At 73.9% G+C, this 21,324-nt stretch carries 13 protein-coding genes and 14 pseudogenes; 21 read left to right on the forward strand and 6 right to left on the reverse strand.

What is annotated here, in order from left to right:
- Positions 1-4: 4 nt before the first annotated feature.
- From FF86_RS43270 to FF86_RS08150, 3 genes and pseudogenes are all read right to left on the reverse strand, one after another.
- Positions 5-226: alpha/beta fold hydrolase (locus FF86_RS43270; protein WP_396229810.1), on the reverse strand; the 222-nt coding region annotated here is incomplete at its 5' end.
- Between the two features lies 1 nt (position 227).
- A pseudogene (locus FF86_RS08145) lies at positions 228-919 on the reverse strand (alpha/beta fold hydrolase); the annotation flags it as partial.
- Positions 920-1,115: 196 nt separating this feature from the next.
- Positions 1,116-1,667 carry a phage holin family protein gene (locus FF86_RS08150; RefSeq protein ID WP_236705743.1) on the reverse strand — a complete coding sequence of 184 codons (552 nt, stop codon included), beginning with the start codon at positions 1,665-1,667 and terminating at the stop codon, positions 1,116-1,118.
- 288 nt (positions 1,668-1,955) lie between these two features.
- Between FF86_RS08150 and FF86_RS43275 the strand changes: the two are divergent.
- The 11 genes and pseudogenes from FF86_RS43275 to FF86_RS65650 form a co-directional block, all read left to right on the forward strand.
- A pseudogene (locus FF86_RS43275) lies at positions 1,956-2,562 on the forward strand (hypothetical protein); the annotation flags it as partial.
- A 1-nt stretch (position 2,563) separates the two neighbouring features.
- Positions 2,564-3,026 (forward strand): annotated as a pseudogene (locus FF86_RS43280) (hypothetical protein); the annotation flags it as partial.
- Positions 3,027-3,467: 441 nt separating this feature from the next.
- A pseudogene (locus tag FF86_RS43285) lies at positions 3,468-3,725 on the forward strand (hypothetical protein); the annotation flags it as partial.
- Between the two features lies 1 nt (position 3,726).
- Positions 3,727-4,667: pseudogene (ssd, locus tag FF86_RS65645) on the forward strand (septum site-determining protein Ssd); the annotation flags it as partial.
- Positions 4,668-4,831: 164 nt separating this feature from the next.
- Positions 4,832-5,920 (forward strand): annotated as a pseudogene (locus FF86_RS08165) (TadA family conjugal transfer-associated ATPase); the annotation flags it as partial.
- Positions 5,917-7,332, forward strand: coding sequence for a type II secretion system F family protein (locus FF86_RS08170; RefSeq protein WP_236705744.1), 1,416 nt, complete (start codon positions 5,917-5,919; stop codon positions 7,330-7,332). The pseudogene FF86_RS08165 and the gene FF86_RS08170, both read left to right, overlap by 4 nt.
- Positions 7,333-7,535: 203 nt before the next feature.
- Positions 7,536-7,653: pseudogene (locus FF86_RS43290) on the forward strand (DUF4244 domain-containing protein); the annotation flags it as partial.
- Positions 7,654-7,680: 27 nt separating this feature from the next.
- Positions 7,681-8,139 (forward strand): TadE family type IV pilus minor pilin, encoded by a 459-nt coding sequence (locus FF86_RS08180; RefSeq protein WP_236705746.1) that lies wholly within the window; start codon positions 7,681-7,683, stop codon positions 8,137-8,139.
- Entirely contained in the window at positions 8,136-8,609 is a 474-nt protein-coding gene (locus FF86_RS08185; protein WP_044883913.1) for an Rv3654c family TadE-like protein, read from the forward strand. The genes FF86_RS08180 and FF86_RS08185 overlap by 4 nt, the downstream gene beginning before the upstream one ends.
- Positions 8,610-8,775: 166 nt before the next feature.
- Positions 8,776-9,490 (forward strand): serine/threonine-protein kinase (locus FF86_RS43295; RefSeq protein WP_255355738.1); only part of this gene is annotated, 715 nt, incomplete at its 3' end.
- A 1-nt stretch (position 9,491) separates the two neighbouring features.
- Positions 9,492-9,711, forward strand: a pseudogene (locus FF86_RS65650) (hypothetical protein); the annotation flags it as partial.
- 13 nt (positions 9,712-9,724) lie between these two features.
- Here the strand turns inward: FF86_RS65650 and FF86_RS65655 are convergent.
- Positions 9,725-9,901 (reverse strand): Cys-every-fifth RiPP peptide CefA, encoded by a 177-nt coding sequence (locus FF86_RS65655; RefSeq protein WP_396229815.1) that lies wholly within the window; start codon positions 9,899-9,901, stop codon positions 9,725-9,727.
- A gap of 230 nt (positions 9,902-10,131) precedes the next feature.
- On the opposite strand from FF86_RS65655, the gene FF86_RS65660 reads away from it, so the two are divergent.
- Both FF86_RS65660 and FF86_RS65665 read left to right on the forward strand, forming a co-directional pair.
- The coding region (locus tag FF86_RS65660) for a PASTA domain-containing protein (protein ID WP_396229816.1) at positions 10,132-10,606 on the forward strand (475 nt) is incomplete at its 3' end.
- 1 nt (position 10,607) lies between these two features.
- Positions 10,608-11,133 (forward strand): annotated as a pseudogene (locus FF86_RS65665) (PASTA domain-containing protein); the annotation flags it as partial.
- Between the two features lie 96 nt (positions 11,134-11,229).
- Here the strand turns inward: FF86_RS65665 and FF86_RS08195 are convergent.
- Both FF86_RS08195 and FF86_RS08200 read right to left on the reverse strand, forming a co-directional pair.
- A complete protein-coding gene (locus FF86_RS08195; protein WP_128423262.1) occupies positions 11,230-12,054 on the reverse strand; it encodes a hypothetical protein in 825 nt (274 codons plus the stop codon).
- 112 nt (positions 12,055-12,166) lie between these two features.
- The gene (locus tag FF86_RS08200) at positions 12,167-14,518 is read right to left on the reverse strand and encodes a DEAD/DEAH box helicase (protein ID WP_044884007.1); all 2,352 of its coding nucleotides are present in this window, start codon (positions 14,516-14,518) and stop codon (positions 12,167-12,169) included.
- A 294-nt stretch (positions 14,519-14,812) separates the two neighbouring features.
- On the opposite strand from FF86_RS08200, the gene FF86_RS08205 reads away from it, so the two are divergent.
- The 8 genes and pseudogenes from FF86_RS08205 to topA all read left to right on the forward strand — a co-directional run.
- Complete coding sequence (locus FF86_RS08205) at positions 14,813-15,154, forward strand: STAS domain-containing protein (RefSeq protein ID WP_009741728.1); 342 nt, start codon at positions 14,813-14,815, stop codon at positions 15,152-15,154.
- A gap of 42 nt (positions 15,155-15,196) precedes the next feature.
- Complete coding sequence (locus FF86_RS08210) at positions 15,197-15,733, forward strand: ATP-binding protein (RefSeq protein WP_044883915.1); 537 nt, start codon at positions 15,197-15,199, stop codon at positions 15,731-15,733.
- 561 nt (positions 15,734-16,294) lie between these two features.
- A partial coding sequence (locus FF86_RS43305) for a sodium/proton-translocating pyrophosphatase (RefSeq protein WP_242418387.1) occupies positions 16,295-17,730 on the forward strand: 1,436 nt, incomplete at its 3' end.
- A gap of 1 nt (position 17,731) precedes the next feature.
- Positions 17,732-17,976: pseudogene (locus FF86_RS43310) on the forward strand (sodium/proton-translocating pyrophosphatase); the annotation flags it as partial.
- Position 17,977: 1 nt separating this feature from the next.
- A pseudogene (locus FF86_RS43315) lies at positions 17,978-18,082 on the forward strand (sodium/proton-translocating pyrophosphatase); the annotation flags it as partial.
- Between the two features lies 1 nt (position 18,083).
- Positions 18,084-18,634, forward strand: a pseudogene (locus FF86_RS43320) (sodium/proton-translocating pyrophosphatase); the annotation flags it as partial.
- A 515-nt stretch (positions 18,635-19,149) separates the two neighbouring features.
- A pseudogene (locus FF86_RS43325) lies at positions 19,150-19,613 on the forward strand (toprim domain-containing protein); the annotation flags it as partial.
- 1 nt (position 19,614) lies between these two features.
- A pseudogene (gene topA / locus FF86_RS43330) lies at positions 19,615-21,323 on the forward strand (type I DNA topoisomerase); the annotation flags it as partial.
- Between the last annotated feature and the right edge of the window lies 1 nt (position 21,324).

A 21,324-nucleotide genomic window follows, 5' to 3' on the forward strand; every position in this document is an offset into this window, starting at 1 on the left:
GTCCTCAGGAGTCGAGCCAGGTGAGCAGCTCGGCGTTGACGAGGTCCGGGACCTCCTCGTGCGGGAAGTGGCCGACCTCGCCGTGCAGTTTCCAGGTGTAGGGACCGCTGACGTAGCGCCCGGATCCCTGGGCGGTGGACGGCAGGAAGCAGCGATCGGCCGCACCGTGGATCTGCAGCGTGTCGACGTGCAGGGAGCGCCGCAGCACGCCGGCGAACTGCGCCCCNTCCGGCCGGAACAACGAGCGGAACACCCATCGGTGGTACTCCAGGGCACTGTGCGCCACACCGGGGATACGCATCGCTGAGCGGTAGCGCCGCTCCGCCTCGGCGTCGGGATAGCCGGGACCCCCCCACGCGCGCAGGAGGGCCGCGACCCGGACGGCATCCCTGGCGACCAGGGCACGTTCGGGACGCCAGGGCAGTTGGAAGCCCGCCATGTAGCGGCTCGCGGCGCCCTGGCCCCGCGGGTCCGCCGCGATCTGGTGACGCAGCCGCAGCGGGTGGGGCATCGCCAGAACGGCGAGGCGGCGGACGACCATCGGATGGCGGGTCGCCGTCGTCCAGCCGAGCAGTCCGCCCCAGTCGTGGCCGACGACGACGGCGTCCTGCTCGCCGAGCGCCCGGATGAGGCCGGCCACGTCGTCGGACAGGGTGAACGCGTCATAGCCTCGCGGCGGTTTGTCGCTCGCCCCGTATCCGCGCAGGTCCGGGGCCACGACGCGGTAGCCCGCCGCGGACAGCGCGGTGAGCTGGTGGCGCCAGGCCCACCAGAACTGCGGAAAGCCGTGCAGCAACAGGACCAGGGGACCGCGGCCGAGCTCGGCGACGTGCAGCCGGGTGCCGTTGGCGGACACGTCCCGATGCCGCCACGGCCCGTCGATCAGGACGCTGGCGGGCTCGGGAACGGTGTCCTCCATCGCCTGCCAGGATGGCAGACCACTCCCCACTGTGGGCCGGNGGTGGTCCGGTCAGGACGGGGCGTGACCGGGCTGGCGGCTGCTGCGGCGGACCGCTCCGGAGACTCCTCTCCGCGCCCCAGCGACCCCGGCGACCTGGCCGACCCCGGCGACCCCGGCGCCCCCGGCAACCTGGCCGACCCGGCCGACCCGGCGATCAGGAGGGGAGGCGGTGCGGGGCCAGCACCGCCCCGCCAGGCCCCGCCGGAGTGGGGCCCTGCGCGTCGCCTGAGACCGCCGGCCCCGCGGAGGCCACCCCGGATGCCGGGTTCGTCGGGGCGGCCGATGCCGATGCCGGTGTGGCAGTCGGATTGCGCAGCCAGGAGATGTCGTCCCGGACGGTCTGGATGGTCCGTTCGGGCGGGGAGAGCCGGCGGAACCTGCGGATCGCGAACAACGCCAGCAGACCGGCGACCACCAGGTACCCCGCCGCGGTGAGCAGGTACGACCAGTACCGCTCGACGCCGGCCCAGGTGATCAGCTCTCCCAGGAAGATCGTGACGGCGATCAGGGCACACAGCCCGAGCCCCGCCGCCACCGCAAGGCAGGCCACCCCGAGCGCGGCCGAGACGGCCTGCCGGGTCAGCTCGGCCTTGGCGAGGTCGATCTCCTGACGGACGAGCAGCGAGACATCGCGGGTGGCCAGCGCCACCAGCTCGCCCAACGAGGGCTCCCGGCCGTTGCGGGCCTTTCCGGCAGTAGTCGACACCCTTCGTCCTCCCTCTGGCCCGCGACCGGACCGGTGTGGTCGGGTCGCGAGGCCCATCGCCCCGCCCAGGGTGGTCCGCGCCGGCGGCGGACCGGGAGACCCGACCGGAGACACCCGGCCCGAACCTCTCGCCAGTCGCACCGCCGACATACCTCCCGGCGGACCGGCGCACAGTCCGCCGTTCCCTTTCCTGCTGCGCAGTGTCCCCCGGGCGGACGCTCCCAGGGGGAGAACGACGCGGTTGTGCTCGTGTGACGCCTCCGACGGCCGGCTGGGCACCGACTCCGGATGGCGCGGACGGGTACCGTGCCAACCGTGAACCCCCGCCCGTCCGGATCAGTCCTCGCCGCCGACCCGCTCGCCCGAGTCGCCGCCCTGCCCGGGGTGCGCGAGGCGGCGGACAGCGCCCGCGCGGCCGTCGACGCGCTGCTGCGGCACCGCATCCTGCGCCGGCAGAGCGCCGCCGTGACCACAGAGGCATCCCTGCGGGCGGCCCGCGCCTCGGCCGCCCTGGAGGGGCACGAGATCAGCCTGGAAGGGCTACGCGGCTACCTCTCGGGCGCTGGCACCGACGCGCGGCCCACCCCGGCGAGCGAGGGCCTGTTGGCTCCGGACCCAGCGGCACCCAACCCGGCGGCACCGGACGCGGCGGCACCGGACGCGGCGGCGCGGACGTTCCCGCCGGCCGTCGGTGTTCCGGCCGACCTTCGCTCCACCGACTCCCTGGACCTCTCCTCCACCGATCTGCCCTCCCCCGTCGTGTTGGGGACGGTCCGCCTCTACGCCGAGCTCGGGGTGCTCGGGCCGGCCTGGGAACGGGCACCCCGGCAGGCACTCGCGCGGATGCACGTCCTGGTGGGGCGCGGCTACCTGCCCGACGACCTGCTCGGTCGGCNGCGGGCCGACGCGGGCACCCGTGAGCTGCTCGACCCGCTTCGGCTCGGTCCGCCCCCGCACTCGGTCGAGACCTCCGTGCGGCTGGATGGCCTGACCGGGCTGCTCGTCACGCCGACCACGGCGCCGGCCGTCGTGGTGGCCGCCGTGGTGCACGGGGAGCTGTTGGCGCTGCGGCCGTTCGGCGCGCTGGACGGTGTCATCGCCCGGGCCGCCAGCCGGCTGGTCCTCATCAGCCGCGGGCTGGACCCCAAGGCCCTGACCGCCACCGACGTCGGGCATCTGGAAGTCGACCACATCGACGATCCGGGGGCGCCGGTCCTCGGCTACCGCGACGCCGCCGCCGCCTACGTCGGCGGCGGGGCGCAGGGGGTCGCGACCTGGGTTCTGCACTGCGCGAAGGCCCTCGAACTGGCTGCCCGGGAGTCCCTGGCTGTCTGCGAGGCGCTCGCTCGCGACACCTGATCACTCCCGCGGCCCTTCACCGGGCCCCCCGCTTGGGGGATGCGTCCCGCGATCGGCGGGCACGCCCCGAATTCGCACAAGGTGCGGTTTCACGTGGGCGCCCTCGGGTATCTCCTGGCATGTCGGACCTGGCGGCCGGAGAGCCGCGGGACCCGGCCCAAGACGGGCAGCCTCCACCTGGGCCATGTCCCGAGGCGACCCCCGCACTCCCCCCTGCGGGGGTCGCCTCGCCCATTCCGTCCTTCCCCTGTTCTGTCGTCGGCTCCGCCGCTTCCTCGCGGCCACCGACCGACGCGGCCCCGGGCAGCGGCGAGTTCCCGGCATCAGGCCAAATCCTCCATGACACCACGGCGAAGCCCTGTGGAGAGCGTTCATCCACAGGGCCCGCTTCGGCGCATGGTGGGCCACGTCCTCCCCCTCCGACCGGGAATCGAGCCCGCCATGCCCCCCGCCATGCCCCTGCTCACCCCCGCTGACGGCCGCGACGCGCGACCGCTGATCGTGACCGGCGTCCCGGACCTGCTCGACGACCTCCTGCGCCTGGCCGCGGCCGCCGGCGTCACGACGACGGTCGCCACCGAGCCGGGCGCGCTGCGCCGCGCCTGGGCGGCGGCGCCGCTGGTCGTCGTCGGCATGGACCGCGCCGAGGCGTGCATCGCCGCCGGCCTGCCGCTGCGCCCGCACGTGGTCCTGGTCGGCNGCCACGTCGAGGACGGCCGAGTCTGGTCCGCTGGTACCCGCATCGGCGCCGATCACGTGATCTTCCTGCCGGAAGCCGAGCTCTGGCTGATCGACGCCTTCGGTGATCTCGACGGATTCGGCCCACGCGAATCGGTGACGATCGGGGTGGTCGCCGGCCGGCGCGGCAGCGGCGCGTCGACGCTCGCAGTCTCGCTGGCGCTGTCGGGCCTGCGCCACGGCCTGCGCACAATGCTGATCGACGCCGACCCGCGGGGCAGCGGGGTGGCACCCGGCTTCGCCCGGCTCCTGCCGTCCGCGGCTGATCCCCCGCCGGGGGCCGCCGACCGGCGGCCGACGGATCCCCTCCCCCCGCCGGACACGGTGCCCCCGGGCAAGCTCGGCGGGAAAGCGCCCCCCTCCTGGTCGGGTCCGCCGGCGGGGCACGGTGACCTGGCGGTGGTCTCCTGGGATCTCGGTGTCGGGCCCGACGTACCGGTGGGACCGATGGTCACGCTGCTCTCGACGGCCCGGTCCACCTCGGATCTGGTGGTCGTCGACCTGCCCTGGCAGCAGGACCCGGCCGCCGCCCTCGCGCTCGGCTCCTGCCGGACGGCGCTGGTGGTGCTGCGGGCGGATCTGGCGTCCGTCATGGCTGCCGAGCGGGTCTGCGCGACGGTCGGGCGGCGGTGCTCGGACGTGCGAGCGGTCGTACGGCAACGCCAGTCGGCCGGGCTCGCCCCCACGGCGGTCAGCGAGATGCTCGGAGTGCCGCTGGCCGGGGTGATCGCCGATGCCCGCCGGCCACCGGCCGCGACTTCGGCCGGCGCCGACGCCCCGCGGAACGCCGACGCCCCGGGACCGCTCGGCGACCGGCTGCTGGCCCGGCTGGGGCTCCTCCGGTGGCCGACCACCCCGCAGGCGCCGGAAGGCCCGAGCACGGAGCCTCAGACATGGGCGTGACGGCCCGGCGGGGTGGCGGGCCGTCAGCCCGGGCCGGGCAACGCCGGGTGGCGGCGGCGCAGCCGGTGGCCGGGGAGCGGGCGGCGGGTACGGGGCGTCGGGAGGCAGCGGGCCCGCACGAGCCGGAGTCGGCGACCACGGAGCCCCGCGGCGCCGGCCCGCTNGGCGCCGGTCCGCTCGGCGCCGGTCCGCTTGATCCTTTCCTCGCCGATCCGGACGTCACCGACGTGCTGGTGAACGCCCCCGACGAGGTCTGGGTGGAGCGGCGGGGCCGGCTGGCGAGGACGCCGGTCACCTTCGCCGATGAGGATGCGGTACGCCGCCTCGCCGTCCGGCTCGCGGCGGCCAGCGGCCGGCGGTTGGACTCCGCCATGCCCTTCGCCGACGTCCTGCTGGACGACGGCACCAGGATGCACGCCGTCCTCGCGCCCACCGCCGTGCGCGGCACCTGCCTGTCCCTGCGGCGCCCCCGGCGCCGGCCGTTCACCTTTGACGAGCTCGTGCTCGCCGGCACGCTGAGTCCCACGGTGGCCGCGGTGCTCCACGCCGTGCTGCACGCGCGGCTCGCGGTCGTCGTGACGGGCGGCACCGGCACGGGCAAGAGCACGCTGCTCGCTGCCCTGCTGGGCGCGGTGCGCCCGGGCGAACGCATCGTCCTCGTCGAGGACACCGCCGAGCTCGCGGTGAGCCGCCCCGGCCTGGTCCGGCTGGAGGCCCGACCGCCCAACATCGAGGGCGCCGGCGAGGTGACCCAGCGCGAGCTGGTCCGGCAGGCGCTGCGGATGCGGCCGGACCGCCTCGTCGTCGGCGAGGTCCGCGGCCCGGAGGTGCTCGACCTCCTCGTCGCCCTCAACACCGGGCATGAGGGAGGCCTGAGCACCGTGCACGCCAACGACACCGCCGCGCTGCCCACCCGGCTGGAGGCGTTGGCCGCCCTCGCGGGGCTCTCCCGGGCGGCGGTACACAGTCATGTCGCCGCAGCCCTGCACGCGGCCGTCCACCTGCATCGGGATGTGGACGGCCACCGGCGGGTCCGGGCGGTCGGCGTGTTCCGCCGGGCACCCGACGGTCTGGTGCAGGTCGTACCCGCGTTGGTGGCGCCCCCGCCCACCGGCCGGCGGGGAGCGCCGCGGCGCGGCGAGGGGCCCGTGGCCGCGGAGGGGCTGCCGCTGCTGAGAAGCCTGTTGGACGCCCGCGGGGTGAGCCTGCCGGGGTTCCTCGACGCTGCCGCACCCGCGGGGAGCCTGCCTTGATCGCCCCGGCGGGCGTCGTGGGCCCGGTTGCCCACGCCCGCCGCCGCGGCCCGGGCGGGACCGGGAGGACCCGGCGGGCTGCGGCGGTCGCCGCAGCACCCATCGCCATGCCGGGCAGCGCCGTGCTGGGCATCGTCGCGGTGGTCGCGCTGGTCTCTGTGGTCGCGGTGACCGTCGGACCCGTCGCCGCGGCGACCGTCTGCGTGGCGCTCGGCTGCCTGGCACGGGCCGTCCGGCGGGAGCGGGCGCGGCGACGGCAGGCAAGGGTGCGGGCCTGCGCGGAGGACTTCCTCGCGGCCTTCGCGGCGGAACTCGACGCCGGCGGTCCGCACGGGAACGCCCTGCGCGCGGCCGCGCGCGGCATCGACGAGCTCGGTATCGCCCCCGACCACCATCCCGGCTGGATCCCGCTGGACCGGCTGGCCGACACACTCGCGGGACCGGACGACCCCGGGGTCACGCTGTGCCGCAACGAGGCCGGCGCCGTCCGCCAGCTCGGCATCGCCTACCAGGTCTGCACGATGGTCGGTGCCCGGCTCGCCCCCGTCACGACGATGCTGGCCACGCTCGCCAGGGCCGACGCCGTGCGGGCGGGGGAACTGGCCGCGGCGCTGGCCGGCCCGAGGTCCTCCGGGCGGCTGGTGGCCGCCCTCCCGCTGGCTGGGATCGCACTGGGCTCGCTGGCCGGTGCCCAGCCGCTGCACACGCTGCTCGCCACCCCCGCCGGCAACGCCTGCCTGCTCGCGGGGGGCCTGGCGGATCTGGCGGGCCTGCGCTGGCTGCGGTCCTTCGCGGACCGCGTCGAACGGCGGGTGGCCCCGGTGGCGATGGACGCCGCCCGGACCGGTGGCCCGACCGGTGGCCCGACCAGCATCGCCTCCGGGCGCGAGCGGCTGCTCGCCGACCTGCCGCTGGCCCTCGACCTGATCGCGGCCTGTCTGCGGGGTGGCGGGACGGTCGTCTCCGCCATGGTGGCCGTTGGCGCCGCCAACGGCGGCGTGCTGGGCCGGGAGCTGCGCCGCGCCGCCGAGGAACTGGCGGCGGGGGCCGACGCGCTCGCCGCCTGCGACCGGCTGGTCGCTGCCACCGTCGCGAGCGGCCGCGCCGCGCGGCTGGCGCGGCTGGTGCGGCGCGATCCGCGCGCGTCGCCGGGATCACGCTGGACCGCGATGATGCGAGCAGCCGTCGCCGCCTTCGACCGGGCTCAGACGTCCGGGGCGAAACCGGCCGCCGCCCTCGTCCGGCTCGCCCAGCGGGCCCGCGACGAGGCCCACGCGGAGAGCATCGCCGCCGCCCGCCGGGCCGGCGTGCTGGCCGTCGCGCCCCTCGGACTCTGCTTCCTGCCGGCCTTCCTGCTGCTCGGCGTCGTCCCCGTCGTGCTCGGGTCCCTACCGAATCTGCTGCCGGCGTAGCCGCGCAGGCACCACCCGATCCAACCCTGCCCCGTTGTTCCGGAGGTGTCCCTGATGTTCCCGTCGAGGATGTTCCNGTCCCCGCCCCGCCTGCCCCGCCTGCCTCGCGGTCTGTTCGTCCGGGCCGCCTGCCACCGGATCCTCGCCGGTCGCCGCGGCGGCGCGGGCGGCCGCGACCTGGGGATGTCCACTGCCGAGTATGNGGTCGGCACGCTCGCCGCAGTCGCGTTCGCCGGTGTCCTCTACGCGGTCGTGTCGAGTTCCGCGACCCGCTCGCTGGTCTCGTCGGTCGTGCAGCGCGCGCTGACCGTCTCGTTCTGAGCGGCTCCAGTGCGATGGTCCGGGGCGGTGCCGTGCGGGCGCCGCGCACATCCCCTCCCCCATCCGCCGACCGTCGCCCGGCACCGGCGGGACATCACCCGCGGGGCGGACAGCGGTCAGGCGACCGCCGAACTCGCTGTGGGCCTGCCCTCGGTGTTCGTCGCCTTCTTCCTCGCGGCCTGGATGCTCGCGACGGTCGGCGCGCAGGCCCGGTGCGCCGACGCGGCGCGGGTCGGCGCCCGGCTCGCGGCCAGGGGCGAGGCGCAGGCGACGGTCTCCGCCGCGGTGACCCGGGCGGCGCCTCGCGGCGCGACCCTCCGGCTGCACCGCGATGCTGACCTGCTGGACGTCGAGGTCTCGGCGCCGGTCGGTGCCGCCGGCCTCGGGCGGCTGGTGCCGGCACTCGTCGTGACGGCGCACGCCGTCACTCCCGTCGAACCGGTCGCCTGCACGGCGCCGGACTGCGCGCCGCCGGGGCCACCGTGACCACGGATGGCCGCCATCCCCGGCCGGAGGGCCTCGCCGCCCCCGCGGCGACCGGGGAGCCGCGGGACGACGGATCGGCGACGGTGTGGCTGCTCGCCGTCCTGTTCGCGCTGCTGTCGCTGGCCGGACTCGCCTTCACCGTGACGGTGATCGGCGCGTCGCGACAACGGGCCGCGACAGCCGCCGATCTCGCGGCGCTCGCCGCGGCCGCCCTGCCCCCGGTCGACGAGCAGGCCGTGTGCGCGCGGGCCCGGGAGATCAGCGCCGCCAACGGGGCCCGCCTGGTGGACTGCCGCATCGTCGCCGACGCGGTGGAGATCGCCGTCGGCGTGCACCTGCCGGCGGTGATCGGCAGGCTGGGCGATCTCAGCGTCCACGCCCGGGCCGGCCCATGGGGCGGCGCGGCCGGCGCCTACCTGCCGACGTCCCAGGAAGCGAATGGTCAGGAGCGGGCCCCCGCTCCGTCCTGACCGCTCCGTCCTGACCGCTCCGTCCTGACCGGTCCGGGCGTCCGAGCTGGCGTGTGTCACGTTCACGACAGCCCTGCCCCGTTTCCGCAACCGATGGGGATCGCCCCGCGTCGATGACTCCGCAATGGCGTGCCGCCCGACGCGCCGACCGGAGACCGGAGGTCGCATGGACGGATGCCGGAGCGCCGAGAAACCATCGTCCGCAGCCCCGGGTTCTCTGGGCGGCCGCGCCGCGCCGCCGACCAGCCCGCGCAGCGGCGATGGTCCGCCGGCGGACGGGCCACCGCTGACCGCTCCCCCTCCCGAGCTCGCCGGCCGGTCGGAGGTGGCTGCGTTGCGGCCTGGGGATCCGTCCGAGCTGGCCGGTTACCGCGTTGTCGGCCGGCTCGGCGAGGGCGGGATGGGCACCGTCTACCTGGGCCGCACGCCCGAAGGACGGCTCGTCGCGATCAAGGTGATCCGGGCCGACATCGCCGCCGTTCCCGCGTTCCGCGCGCGGTTCCGCCGCGAGGCCGAGGTGGGCCGCCGCGTCGCCCGGTTCTGCACGGCGGAACTTCTCGACGCCGTCGACCCGCCGGACGGGCAGCCCTTCATCGTCACGGAGTTCATCGACGGCCCCACCCTGGCAGAGGCGGTGAGCACCGGCGGACCGCTGGGCGCCGCGGACCTCGAACGGGTCGCGGTAAGCGTCGCCGCGGCGCTGACCGCGATCCACGGGGCCGGTCTCGTCCACCGCGATCTCAAGCCGTCGAACGTTCTGCTCTCGTCGTTCGGGCCACGCGTGATCGACTTCGGCATCGCCTACGCGGCCGACTCCACCCGCGTCACTCAGGATTCGATCGTCGGCACACCGGCCTTCATCGCGCCCGAGCAGATCCGCGNGGACGGCATCACCAGCGCCGCGGACATCTGGGCCTGGGGCGGTCTGGTGGTCTTCGCGGGCACCGGGCATCCCCCGTTCGGGGCAGGCCCGGCCGCCAGTCAACTGTTCCGGATCATGCAGACGGATCCCGATCTGGAAGGCCTCGGTCCGGCTCTGGGCGCCGTCGTACGGCAGGCCATGAACCGCGATCCCCGAGCCCGGCCCACCGCCGACGAGCTCCTGCGACGCCTGGTCACCCTCGGCGCCGCGGTACCTCCGCCTGCCGGCGCGGCACAGGACAGCGCCGCACAGGACAGCGCCGCACAGGACAGCGCCGCACAGGACAGCGCCGCACAGGACAGCGCCGCACAGGACAGCGCCGCACAGGACAGCGCCGCACAGGACAGCGCCGCACAGGACAGCGCGGCACAGGCCGGCAGCCCCGCCACGGTGGGCCCGGACCTGACCGCGCTGGAGCGCCTCGTCACGGACGCGGCGCTCCCGGGCCTTCAGGAGCTCCTGGAGCCCTCGCAGGTACCCGACCCGCGGGCCGTCCCACCGCATCCGGAGTCCGCCGCGCCGCGACCTGAGCGCTCGGCACCCGCCGAGGCCACACCGCCCGTCCGTAGGGCCTTCGCGTCCACGCGGGTGCTTGTCGCCGTGGCGCTCGGCGTACTGGTCACCCTGCTCGGTGCCTGGCTCGTCGTCCAGGCGGACGGGCATGACCGGACCGCCGCCGGGACATCCAGGCAGACGGACACCACTGTTCCGGACGATCTGATCGGGCTCCCGTTCCACGAGGCGGCGACCCGACTGCGCGCGGCCGGGTTCCGTGCCATCCGGGAGGAGACGCGCGCCGACGCCCACCCGCGCGACAGCGTCCTCTCCGTGAATCCGGTGAGCGGGTCGCGGGCCGACGCATCCACCACGGTGACGTTGGTCGTCTCGACCGGGCCGACGAACGCGCAGGTCACGATCCCCCAGGTCGTCACGCCGGGCGCCGGGCCGGACGATCAGGACGACCCGACCACCATCCCCGACATCGTGGGACGCGGTGCCGACGCGGCGGAGCAGGAACTGCGCACCGCCGGGTTCACGAACATCACCAGAAGTTACCGGTCCGCTGACCAGCCTGNGGACATCGTCCTCGCGGTCGACCCGACCAGCGGCACCCGGGCGAGCCGGAACGCGGCCCTACGGATCGATGTGTCGACCGGCCCGGGGCACACCACGATCACCAACGTCGTCGGCTGGTCAGAGGTAGACGCACGGTCCAGCCTGGAGACCGCCGGGCTGACCGTGGTGACCCGGACGGACTCCGGTCCCTCGGGCGTGGGGCCGGGTCTGGTCGCGAAGGTGCAACCGCCGGGCAACACTCAGGTCGCCTACGGAACGACGGTCACGATCACCGTGGTGAGCCGCCAGGTCACGGTGCCCGACGTCGTCGGTCAGGATCGCGCCACGGCCACGGAGACGCTGCGCGGCCTCGGTCTCGACGTCGTCGAGGAGCCCCGGCCGGGAAGCGAGGCACCGGGGACGGTCGTCTCCCAGCAGCCCCGGGGGGGCGTCGTCGCCCGCGGCACGGCAATCACGATCATTGTCGCGCAGGCGCAAGCGCCCGACCACACCCCGGCATCCACCCCGCCGGCTTCCCCCTCCTGACCACTGTCTCCGAGTGCAGCAGCACGTCCACGGCCGGGCCGCCCCCCGGGTCGGCACGGCGGGCACCTGCCTGTCGACGTCCCAGAAAGCGATTGGTCAGGAGCGGGCCCCCGCTCCGTCCTCAACGGTCTGGTCGGCCGAGTCCTGGTCGCGGGTCTCCCGTCGGCCCAGGTCCGCGACGCGGGCCACGATCCGGTCGCCGCGTCGCGGATGGGTGTTCGTCCGCAGCGGCGCGCTGGACCCGGCGGACGGCGGATCGGTCGCCGGGTTGTCCGAGGCCGGCGGCGTCGGCGGGGTGGGGACGCGCACGGCGGACCGCACCGGCGCGGTCTGCCGGACGTCGCCGGACCAGGTGGGCGAGGTGTCTGCGCCATGCGCAGGGACAGTCTCCGCGGCCGGCCGGGGCTCGAAGACCGGGCGAGCCTCGGAAGCCGGGCGAGCCTCGGAAGCCGGGCGAGCCTCGGCGGCGGGCTGCTTCGCCGGAGTGGGGCTCTTGGCGAGGGTGGGGCGCTTGGCGAGGGTGGGGCGCTTGGCGAGGGTGGGGCGAGTCCGCCGGGGTCCGTCGGGGGTCCGCTCGTCGGGGCGCCCGGCGGCCGGGCGCGTCGCCGCGGGCGCGGACGGTGCAGCGCCGGCCGGCACCGGTGCGGAAGGCGCCGGAGCCGTGCGGATCGCCGCCAGCTCGCGCGCCCGCTGCCGCTCGACCCGCCGGCGGTGCCGGTCCCGTGCCAGGCCCTGCAGGGTCAACTGCACCCCCGCGACGACCAGCACCCCGGCGGCGAGACCTAGCACGAACAGGCCCCAGATATCGAAGGAGAGGGACTGCCCCATGATCATCACATCTGTGTGGCCGTCGTTCTCCAGCACCAGATCGGCGGTGAAGACCCCCGCTACCAGCAACAACACGACACCGACGGTTACCACCGGTACCTCCAGAACCATGGACGTGGGCGAAACTGGCCGCGAAGAGCCGATGGGCTCGGCCTACCCGTCTTTGGTCATGGCGGAACCGCACGGGCGCAGTGTGATCCGCGGTTCAGCCGACCGCACCGGTCACCGCGGTGAGAAGGCGCCAGGCGGCGGCCTTGTCGAGCGGCTCGTTGCCGTTGCCGCATTTCGGCGACTGCACGCAGGACGGGCAGCCGGCCGGGCATTCGCACGCGCCGATGGCGTCCCGGGTGGCGGCCAGCCAGTCCCCGATGCGCAGGAATCCCCGTTCGGCGAATCCCGCGCCGCCGGCGTGGCCGTCGTAGACGAACACGCTTGTCCGGCCCGTGTCCGGATGCAGGGCGGTCGACACCCCACCGATGTCCCAGCGATCGCAGGTGGCAAACAGCGGAAGCAGGCCGATGGCCGCATGCTCGGCGGCGTGCACCGCGCCGGGCACATCCGCGGACTCGATGGCGGCGCCCGCGAGCAGGCCGTCGGTGACGACGTACCAGACGGCGCGGGTTCGCAACTGCCTCGGCGGCAGGTCCAGCGGCTCCTGGCCGAGCACCTCGCCGGTCGCGACGAGCCGTCGCTGGTAGCCGACGACCTGACTGGTGACCTCGACCACCCCGAGGTGCACCTCCACGTCGGGCAGGACGCGCGATCGCGACGACTCGACGATCCGGATGTCGGTATGCTCGCGCGCGACCGTCGTCCACTCCGGGGACTCCTCGTGGACGAACGCCACGGATTCGGGCAGGTCCAGGTCGTCCACGACGAAGCTCGAGCCCTGATGGAGGTAGACCGCACCGGGGTGCACCGCGGAGTGCGCGGCGGCCGCGTCGACCGTGCCCAGCAGGCGCCCGGTGGACGTCTCGACGATGCGGACCGGAGGGCCCCCGGCCCCCCGGATGTCCACCTCCGGGCGGCCCCGCTGGGTCCAGAACCAGCCGGTGGGCCGGCGGCGCAGCCGCCCGCGGCGGACCAGGTCGTCGACGACGCGCGCCGCCGCCGGGCCGAACAGGCCCAGGTCCGCTTCGGTGAGCGGCAGCTCGGCAGCGGCGCACTCCAGCTGCGGGGCGAGCACGTAGGGGTTGTCCGGGTCGAAGACACAGGCCTCCACCGACCGGCCGAACACCGCCTCCGGATGGTGGACAAGGTACGTGTCGAGCGGATCGTCCCGCGCGACCAGCACCGCCAGCGACCGCTGCCCGTCCCGGCCGGCCCGGCCGGCCTGCTGCCACAGCGAGGCGAGGGTGCCCGGAAAGCCGGCGGTGACGGTGGCGTCCAGGCCGCTGATGTCCACCCCGAGCTCCAGCGCCGACGTCGTCGCGACTCCGAGCAGGTCCCCCGCGCGCAGCCGCCGTTCCAGCTCGCGGCGCTCTTCCGGCAGGTAGCCGGCCCGGTAGGCCGCCACCCGGTCCGCCAGGTCCGAACCGATCTGACCCAGCTCGCGACGGGCGGTGACCGCCACGACCTCCGCCGACCGCCGGGACCGGACGAACACCAGGGTGCGCACGCCGTCGGCGACGAGATCGGCGAGCAGGTCAGCCGACTCCGCGGTGACCGACCGCCGGACCGGCGCGCCGTTCTCACCGGCACCGCGCGGCTCGCCAGGGGCACCGCCCCCCTCGCGCTCGGCCTGCCGTCGCCACAGCAGCGGGGGCTCGTAGAGCACGAAGTCCATCGGGCCTCGGGGTGCGCCGTCGTCGTCGATCACCTCGACGTCGACGCCGGTGAGCCGCCCGGCCGACAGCCCCGGGTCGGCGGTGGTGGCGGACGCCAGCAGGAACACCGGCTGCGACCCGTAACGCGCGCAGACCCGCCGCAGCCGCCGGATCACCGCGGCGACGTGCGCGCCGAACACGCCGCGGTAGCCATGGCATTCGTCGATCACGACGAACCGCAGGCCCCGAAGGAACCGCGCCCACCGCCGGTGTTGGGGCAGGATCCCGCGATGGAGCATGTCGGGATTGGTCAGGACGAGGCCGGCGTGGGCCCGGACCCAGTCCCGCTCGGCCGCCGGCGTGTCACCGTCGTAGGTGGCGGCCCGGACCCCGGTGAGCCGCAGCGCCCGCACCGCCCGAAGCTGATCATGGGCGAGCGCCTTCGTCGGCGACAGGTAGAGCGCGCGGGCGCCAGGCTGCGTGAGCAGCCGCGACAGGACCGGCATCAGGTATCCCAGCGACTTCCCGGAGGCCGTGCCGGTGGCCAGCACGACGCTGCGGCCGGCATGGGCGGCTTCGGCCGCGGCCGCCTGGTGCGTCCACGGTTCGTCGATCCCGGCGGCGACCCACCGCCCGCGCAGCACCGGGTCGACCCACTCCGGCCAGGACGCCCGCCGCCCCGGCCGGGCGGCAACCGGCTCGACGTGCGTCATGCACTGCGCCCGCCGCGCGTCGCGGCGAAGCCCGGCGAGGACCGTGTCCGCGCCGCCGCTGTCCGCCGGCGAACCCACGACCGACGAGGATATGCGCCGCGGTACCGCCGACGACAGGACGATGGGCGATCCACGGGCCACCACCCGACGGACCACCCGTCCCGCAACCGCGACTCGACGCGGCCGACCAGCCCCGCCTGGACAAGATCAGGGATAGATTCCAGCAGACGTCATCGACCACGCCGCCGAAATACCGGGGCACCGCGATCTGTGTCGCGGCCCACCGGATTGATCCTCCTCGTGGGAGGGTAATGGCGNCGTGATGTCGGTCGCCCGAAGCGCGGGACGGCCGGAGGCACCCAAGGAGGATCCGTGGACCTGTCCCTCACGACTCGCCAGGAAGGCAACCACACGGTCGTCGTGGTGGGCGGCGAGATCGACGTGTACACCGCACCGAAGCTGCGCGAGCAGCTCATTGATCTTGTTTCCGGGGGCTCTTACCACCTGGTCGTCGACATGGAGGGCGTCGAGTTCCTCGACTCGACCGGCCTCGGAGTCCTGGTCGGCGGCCTCAAGCGGGTGCGCGCGCACGAGGGTTCCCTGCGGCTGGTCTGCACCCAGGAACGCATCCTCAAGATCTTCCGGATCACGGGTCTCACCAAGGTCTTCCCGATCCATTCCTCCATTGAGGAAGCGCTCGCCGCCAGCGAGTGAGTGAGCCGGACATCACGCCTTCGGAAAGGCAGGCACCGCCGTATGCCCACCGTTGAGCTGCGGTTCGCCGCCCTGAACGGACATGTCCGCACGGCGCGGATGATCGCCACAGCGGTCAGCCGCCGGGCCGGGGTTCCCGCCGGAGCCGCCGACGAGATCAAACTTGCGGTCACGGAGGCATGCGCCCGCGCGGTGCGGGTGAACCGCCGGCATGCGCCGCAGGCGCCGGTGCATGTCGCGCTCATCGACACGCCCGACACCTTCACCATCACTGTCGCGGACTGTGGGCGCACCGGTGACGAGGTCGCGCCGGGTCCCGACGGCGGCCTCGTCACCGCCTCCACGCTGCTGGACCTCGAACCCGAGGCCGCCGACCCGCCCTGGTGGTCCGAGCCGTCCGACGACGACTCGGCCGAGGACAGCGCGGGGTTCCCGCCGGGCCTCGGGCTCGCCCTCATCGAGGGACTGGTCGACGAGGTCGAGATCAGCCGCGGACCCGACGGGGTGGGTACCGTCGTGGCGATGACCTGGCACACGGGCGTCGACGTCGAGGCCGCGCCCTACAAGACGGCCCGTTGACCTCCTCTCCACCCGGAAGCTGATGGGTGGAGTTTCCCGTCTGCCACGCCGTGGTCGGCGTGGGCTTCGGGCGGGCTCCCGCTCCGTGGTGCGGCGTGGGGACGGGTGCCGCTCCTCCCCCCGCGCCACGGGCGTTCGGGTCTCCGCCTGTCCGGCGGCGACCGTGTGTTCTTCGGTCTGGATGTTCCCACCGCCCGGTTCTCGCGGGCATGTTTCACCCTTTACCGGGATGAATAGGAACAAACGCGCAACCTGGCACCNAATATTCGAACGCAGCCGACTCGGCAGGTGGCCGCAGAAAAAGCAGCGCACGTCACAGTCGTGTGGATAGACTCCGCCGCATCTCGCGGACGGTTGATTCATCCGTCGGAGATCCCCTTGTGCTCCCCGTGAGGCCTGCCGGAAAGCGTCGAATTCGGGACGAATCCGGCCGATCTCACTCCGGGCGTCGCCAGATGCGGCGCCCGACCGCCACCGTCTCCATGCCCAGGTGCCGCCGGAACCGGCACCGATGAGCCATCGACACGCGCGGAGGGTGCACGGAGTAGACCGGGAGGAGCCATGTCCCCGACCCGCGCCCTGCAGTCCCAGGGCACTGGAATCGACCTTAGCGGCAACGCCCTCGGCCTGGTCGCCGGTGTGGCGATAATCGCAGCCCTCGCGCTGCTCGTTGCCGGCTACCTGGTACGGGAGGTGTTGGCCGCCAGCCCCGGAACCGCGCGGATGGTGGAGGTCGGACAGGCGGTCCAGGAAGGCGCGGCCGCCTACCTCAGACGGCAGTTCAAGACGTTGGCCGGCTTTGTCGTCGTCATTCCCTTTGTCCTCCTACTCCTTCCGGCCGACGATACCGGCGCCAAGATCGGCCGGTCGGTCTTCTTCGTCGTCGGCGCCCTGTTCTCGGCGCTCGTCGGCTTTGTCGGGATGTCGCTGGCGACCAGGGCCAACACCCGCACGGCGGCCGCGGCGATGAGCCGTGGTGAGAAGGCCGCGGTCCGCATCGCCTTCCGGACGGGCGGCGTCGTGGGCATGTTCACGGTCGGTCTCGGCCTGCTCGGCGCCGCCGTCGTCGTGCTCGTCTTCCGGGACACCGCGCCGCAGGTGCTGGAGGGATTCGGCTTCGGGGCCGCCCTGCTCGCGATGTTCATGCGGGTCGGCGGTGGCATCTTCACCAAGGCCGCGGACGTCGGAGCCGACCTGGTCGGAAAGGTCGAGCAGGGAATTCCGGAGGACGATCCGCGTAACGCGGCGACGATCGCCGACAACGTCGGCGACAATGTGGGCGACTGCGCCGGGATGGCCGCGGACCTGTTCGAGTCCTACGCGGTGACCCTGGTCGCCGCGCTGATCCTCGGGGTGAGCGCCTTCGGCGAGCGGGGGCTGGTGTTCCCGTTGCTGATCCCGGCCGTCGGGGTCGTCACGGCGGTCATCGGCATCTTCGCGGTATCGCCGCGGGCCGGCGATCGGAGCGGGATGGCCGCGATCAATCGCGGCTTCTTCCTCTCCGCGGTGGTGTCGGCGATCGGCGTGGTGATCGTTTCGGTGCTCTATCTGCCGACGGACTTCGCCGGGTTCCCGGGGCTCGAGGCCAGCACCCAGTCGGGCAATCCGCGGGTCATCGCGATCAGTGCCGTTCTCATCGGCATCGCGCTCGCCGCGGCCATCCAGTTGCTCACGGGATACTTCACCGAGACGACCCGCCGGCCGGTGCGTGACGTGGCCCAGGCGTCGCTCACCGGTCCGGCCACGAACATTCTCGCCGGCATCGGCGTCGGCCTGGAATCCGCCGTCTATTCCGCCCTGCTCATCGGGGCCGCGGTCTTCGGGGCCTACCTGCTCGGTTCGGGCAGCGTCACGATCGCGCTGTTCGCGGTCGCGCTGGCAGGCACCGGACTGCTGACCACCGTCGGCGTCATCGTCTCGATGGACACCTTCGGTCCGGTGAGCGACAACGCCCAAGGCATCGCCGAGATGTCCGGGGAGATGGACGAGGCGGGCGGNGCCATCCTGACCTCGCTCGACGCCGTGGGCAACACCACAAAGGCCATCACGAAGGGCATCGCGATCGCCACCGCCGTCCTGGCCGCGACCGCGCTGTTCGGGTCGTTCACCGACACGGTCACCAATGCTCTCGGGGACGCCGGTGCCCGCCCGGAGACCGGCCGAGGGACGGTCGGCGGACTGAACATCGCGTATCCCGACGCGCTGGTCGGGCTCGTCATCGGCGCGGCCGTCGTCTTCCTGTTNTCCGGGCTCGCCATCAACGCGGTGGGCCGGGCGGCCGGGCGAGTCGTGATGGAGGTGCGCAACCAGTTCCGCACCAGGCCCGGAATCATGACTGGCAGCGAGAAGNCGGACTACGGCGCGGTTGTCGACATCTGCACCCGAGATTCGCTCCGTGAACTGATTACCCCGGGGACGCTGGCGGTCCTCGCGCCGATCGCGGTCGGCTTCGGCCTCGGTTACCCGCCCCTGGGGGCGTTCCTCGGTGGGGCCATCGCCGGCGGCGTCCTGATGGCCGTGTTCCTGGCGAACTCCGGCGGCGCGTGGGACAATGCGAAGAAGCTCGTCGAGGACGGAAACTACGGCGGGAAGGGCTCGGAGGTCCACGCCGCGACGGTGATCGGCGACACGGTGGGCGACCCGTTCAAGGACACCGCCGGGCCGTCCATCAACCCGCTGCTCAAGGTGATGAACCTGGTCAGCCTGCTGATCGCGCCGACGGTGGTGAAGTACTCGGTCGGCACCGACCGCAACACGCCGCTGCGCATCGGCATCGCCATCGCCGCGGTCGCCGTCATCGTGGCGGTGATCGTCGTGTCCAAGCGGCGCAACTCGATGATCTCCGGCAGTCCGCCGGTCGCGCAGCCGACGACCCCGAGCCCGCAGGAGATCAACGTCTGACGGCAGTCCGGTCCCGCCGGCCGGCCGGCACGAGATCCGCTCCGTGCCCGCCGGCCGCCCCGGAACATCGTGATCCCGGCCCGGCCGTGCGACCGGTCACCGGCCCGGCCGGGGCGCCGAGACGAGCATCCGGACTCGGTCACCGGGCGTAGCATCGACGCGCCTGAGATCGCGGCTTCATACCACCATGGCGCACCCTCGTGCGGGCCCGGTCGGGCCGTTCAGGCGTCATCGGGTGAGCCATGGGTAAGCGTCGGGCTACCGGGGTCATACCCGGACGGGAAGCTCCGCGGAATCCGACAGCGGCGTACGGTGCTGCGAGGCACCGCTTGCACACCGGCGGCCGCCGCTCGCCCGATCAGCGCCCGCCGGACGACCGTTCGCCGGGCCACGCCAGGTCCAGCACCGAGCTCCGCCCGAGCAACATCCGCCATATCCGGGATCTACGCTCCGGAGAGTCGACCTACGCTTCGCCCACCGGTCATCGCACCGAGCACGCCGCACCGAGGAGAGAAGTGCCACCGCGCACGAAGACGACGACACGGACGACCGCGCGGTCAGCCGCACCGGTCGCCGAGCCCGGCGAGCCCTCCGGGACCGGCTCCACGCCGAGCCCGAGCGCGAGCGCGGCCCCGACCGAGGTGCCCGCCACGCGTCCGAACGGCCGGGCGGCCGCAGGCCGAGCCGCCCCGGGACGCCGGGCGGCCGGCCGGTCGACGACCGGTTCGAGCGGCGCCACCGGTGCCGCGCCCGAACCGACCCCCGGCTCGGGCACCCGCCTGGTGATCGTGGAGTCCCCGGCCAAGGCGAAGACCATCGCCGGCTACCTCGGGCCGGGCTGGCAGGTCGAGTCGAGCATCGGCCACATCCGCGATCTGCCGCGCAGCGCCGCCGATGTCCCGGCCGCGCACAAGGGCAAGCCCTGGGCCCGGCTCGGCGTGGACGTCGACAACGACTTCGAGCCGCTCTACGTGGTGACNCCGGACAAGAAGCTGCAGGTCAGCAAGCTCAAGGCGTTGGTGAAGGAAGCCAGCGAGCTCTACCTCGCGACGGACGAGGACCGGGAGGGCGAGGCGATCGCCTGGCACCTGCTCCAGACGCTCAAGCCGACGGTGCCGGTGAAGCGGATGGTGTTCCACGAGATCACTCCGCAGGCGATCCGCCGCGCCGTCGACAACCCCCGCGAGATCGACGAGAACCTGGTCAACGCGCAGGAGACCCGGCGCATCCTGGATCGCCTCTACGGCTACGAGGTCTCCCCCGTGCTGTGGAAGAAGGTCATGCCGAGGCTGTCGGCGGGCCGCGTCCAGAGCGTGGCGACCCGGGTCCTGGTCGAGCGGGAGCGGGCCAGGATGCGGTTCCGCGCCGCGGAGTACTGGAACATCGAGGGCCTGTTCGGCGCGACGGTCGCGCGCCAGGGCTGGCCGGCCGGAAGCGACGGGGCCGACGCGGCCGCGGCCGACGCGGGCGTGGAGCGCACGCCGCTGCCGGCGACGCTGGTCGCTCTCGACGGCAACCGGATCGCCACCGGCCGGGACTTCGCCCCGACCGGCGAGCTGACCACGTCCGGCGTGACCCGGCTGGACGAGGCGGGCGCGCAGGCCCTCACCGACCGGTTGGCGCAGGCCGCGTTCGCGGTGCGCTCGGTGGAGACCAAGCCGTACCGCCGCTCGCCGTACCCGCCGTTCATGACCTCGACGCTGCAGCAGGAGGCGGGCCGCAAGCTGCGGTTCTCCAGCCAGCGCACCATGCAGATCGCGCAGCGGTTGTACGAGAACGGCTACATCACCTACATGCGCACCGACTCGACGAACCTGTCCGAGACGGCGCTCACCGCCGCCCGCAGCCAGGCGGAGAGTCTCTACGGACCGGAGTACGTCCCGGCCAGCCCGCGTACCTACACCAAGAAGGTCAAGAACGCCCAGGAGGCACACGAGGCGATCCGGCCCGCCGGCGACCACTTCCGCACCCCCGGCGAGGTTCGCGGCGAGCTCGACGTCGACTCCTACCGGCTCTACGAGCTGATCTGGCAGCGCACCGTCGCCAGCCAGATGGCCGACGCCCGGGGCACGAGCGCCACGATCCGGCTCGGCGCCACGTCGTCGGCCGGGGAGAACGCGGAGTTCTCGGCGTCCGGCAAGGTCATCACCTTCCCCGGCTTCCTGCGCGCCTACGTCGAGGGCGCCGACGACCCCGACGCGGAGCTGGAGGACCGGGAGCGGCGCCTGCCCGACGTGCGGCAGGGCGACCCGCTGGCGGTCCGCTCGCTGACTCCCCGCGGACACACCACCAGCCCGCCGGCCCGCTTCACCGAGGCCAGCCTGGTCAAGACGCTCGAGGAGCTCGGGATCGGCCGGCCGTCCACGTACGCCTCGATCATCGGCACGATCCAGGACCGCGGCTACGTGTGGAAGAAGGGCTCGGCGCTCGTGCCGAGCTTCGTCGCCTTCGCCGTCGTCGGCCTGCTGGAGGACCACTTCGGCCGGCTGGTGGACTACCGGTTCACCGCGACGATGGAGGACGACCTCGACGACATCGCGGCCGGAACCTCAGCGTCCACCGACTGGCTGACCCGCTTCTACTTCGGCACCGGCGACGGCACCGATCCGGCCACCGCGGCCGGGCTCAAGCACCTCGTCAGCGAGCGGCTCGGGGAGATCGACGCCCGCGAGGTGAACTCGATCCCGCTN

Origin of the sequence: Frankia sp. CpI1-P, from assembly GCF_001421075.1 — a bacterium.
Lineage (GTDB): Bacteria > Actinomycetota > Actinomycetes > Frankiales > Frankiaceae > Frankia > Frankia torreyi.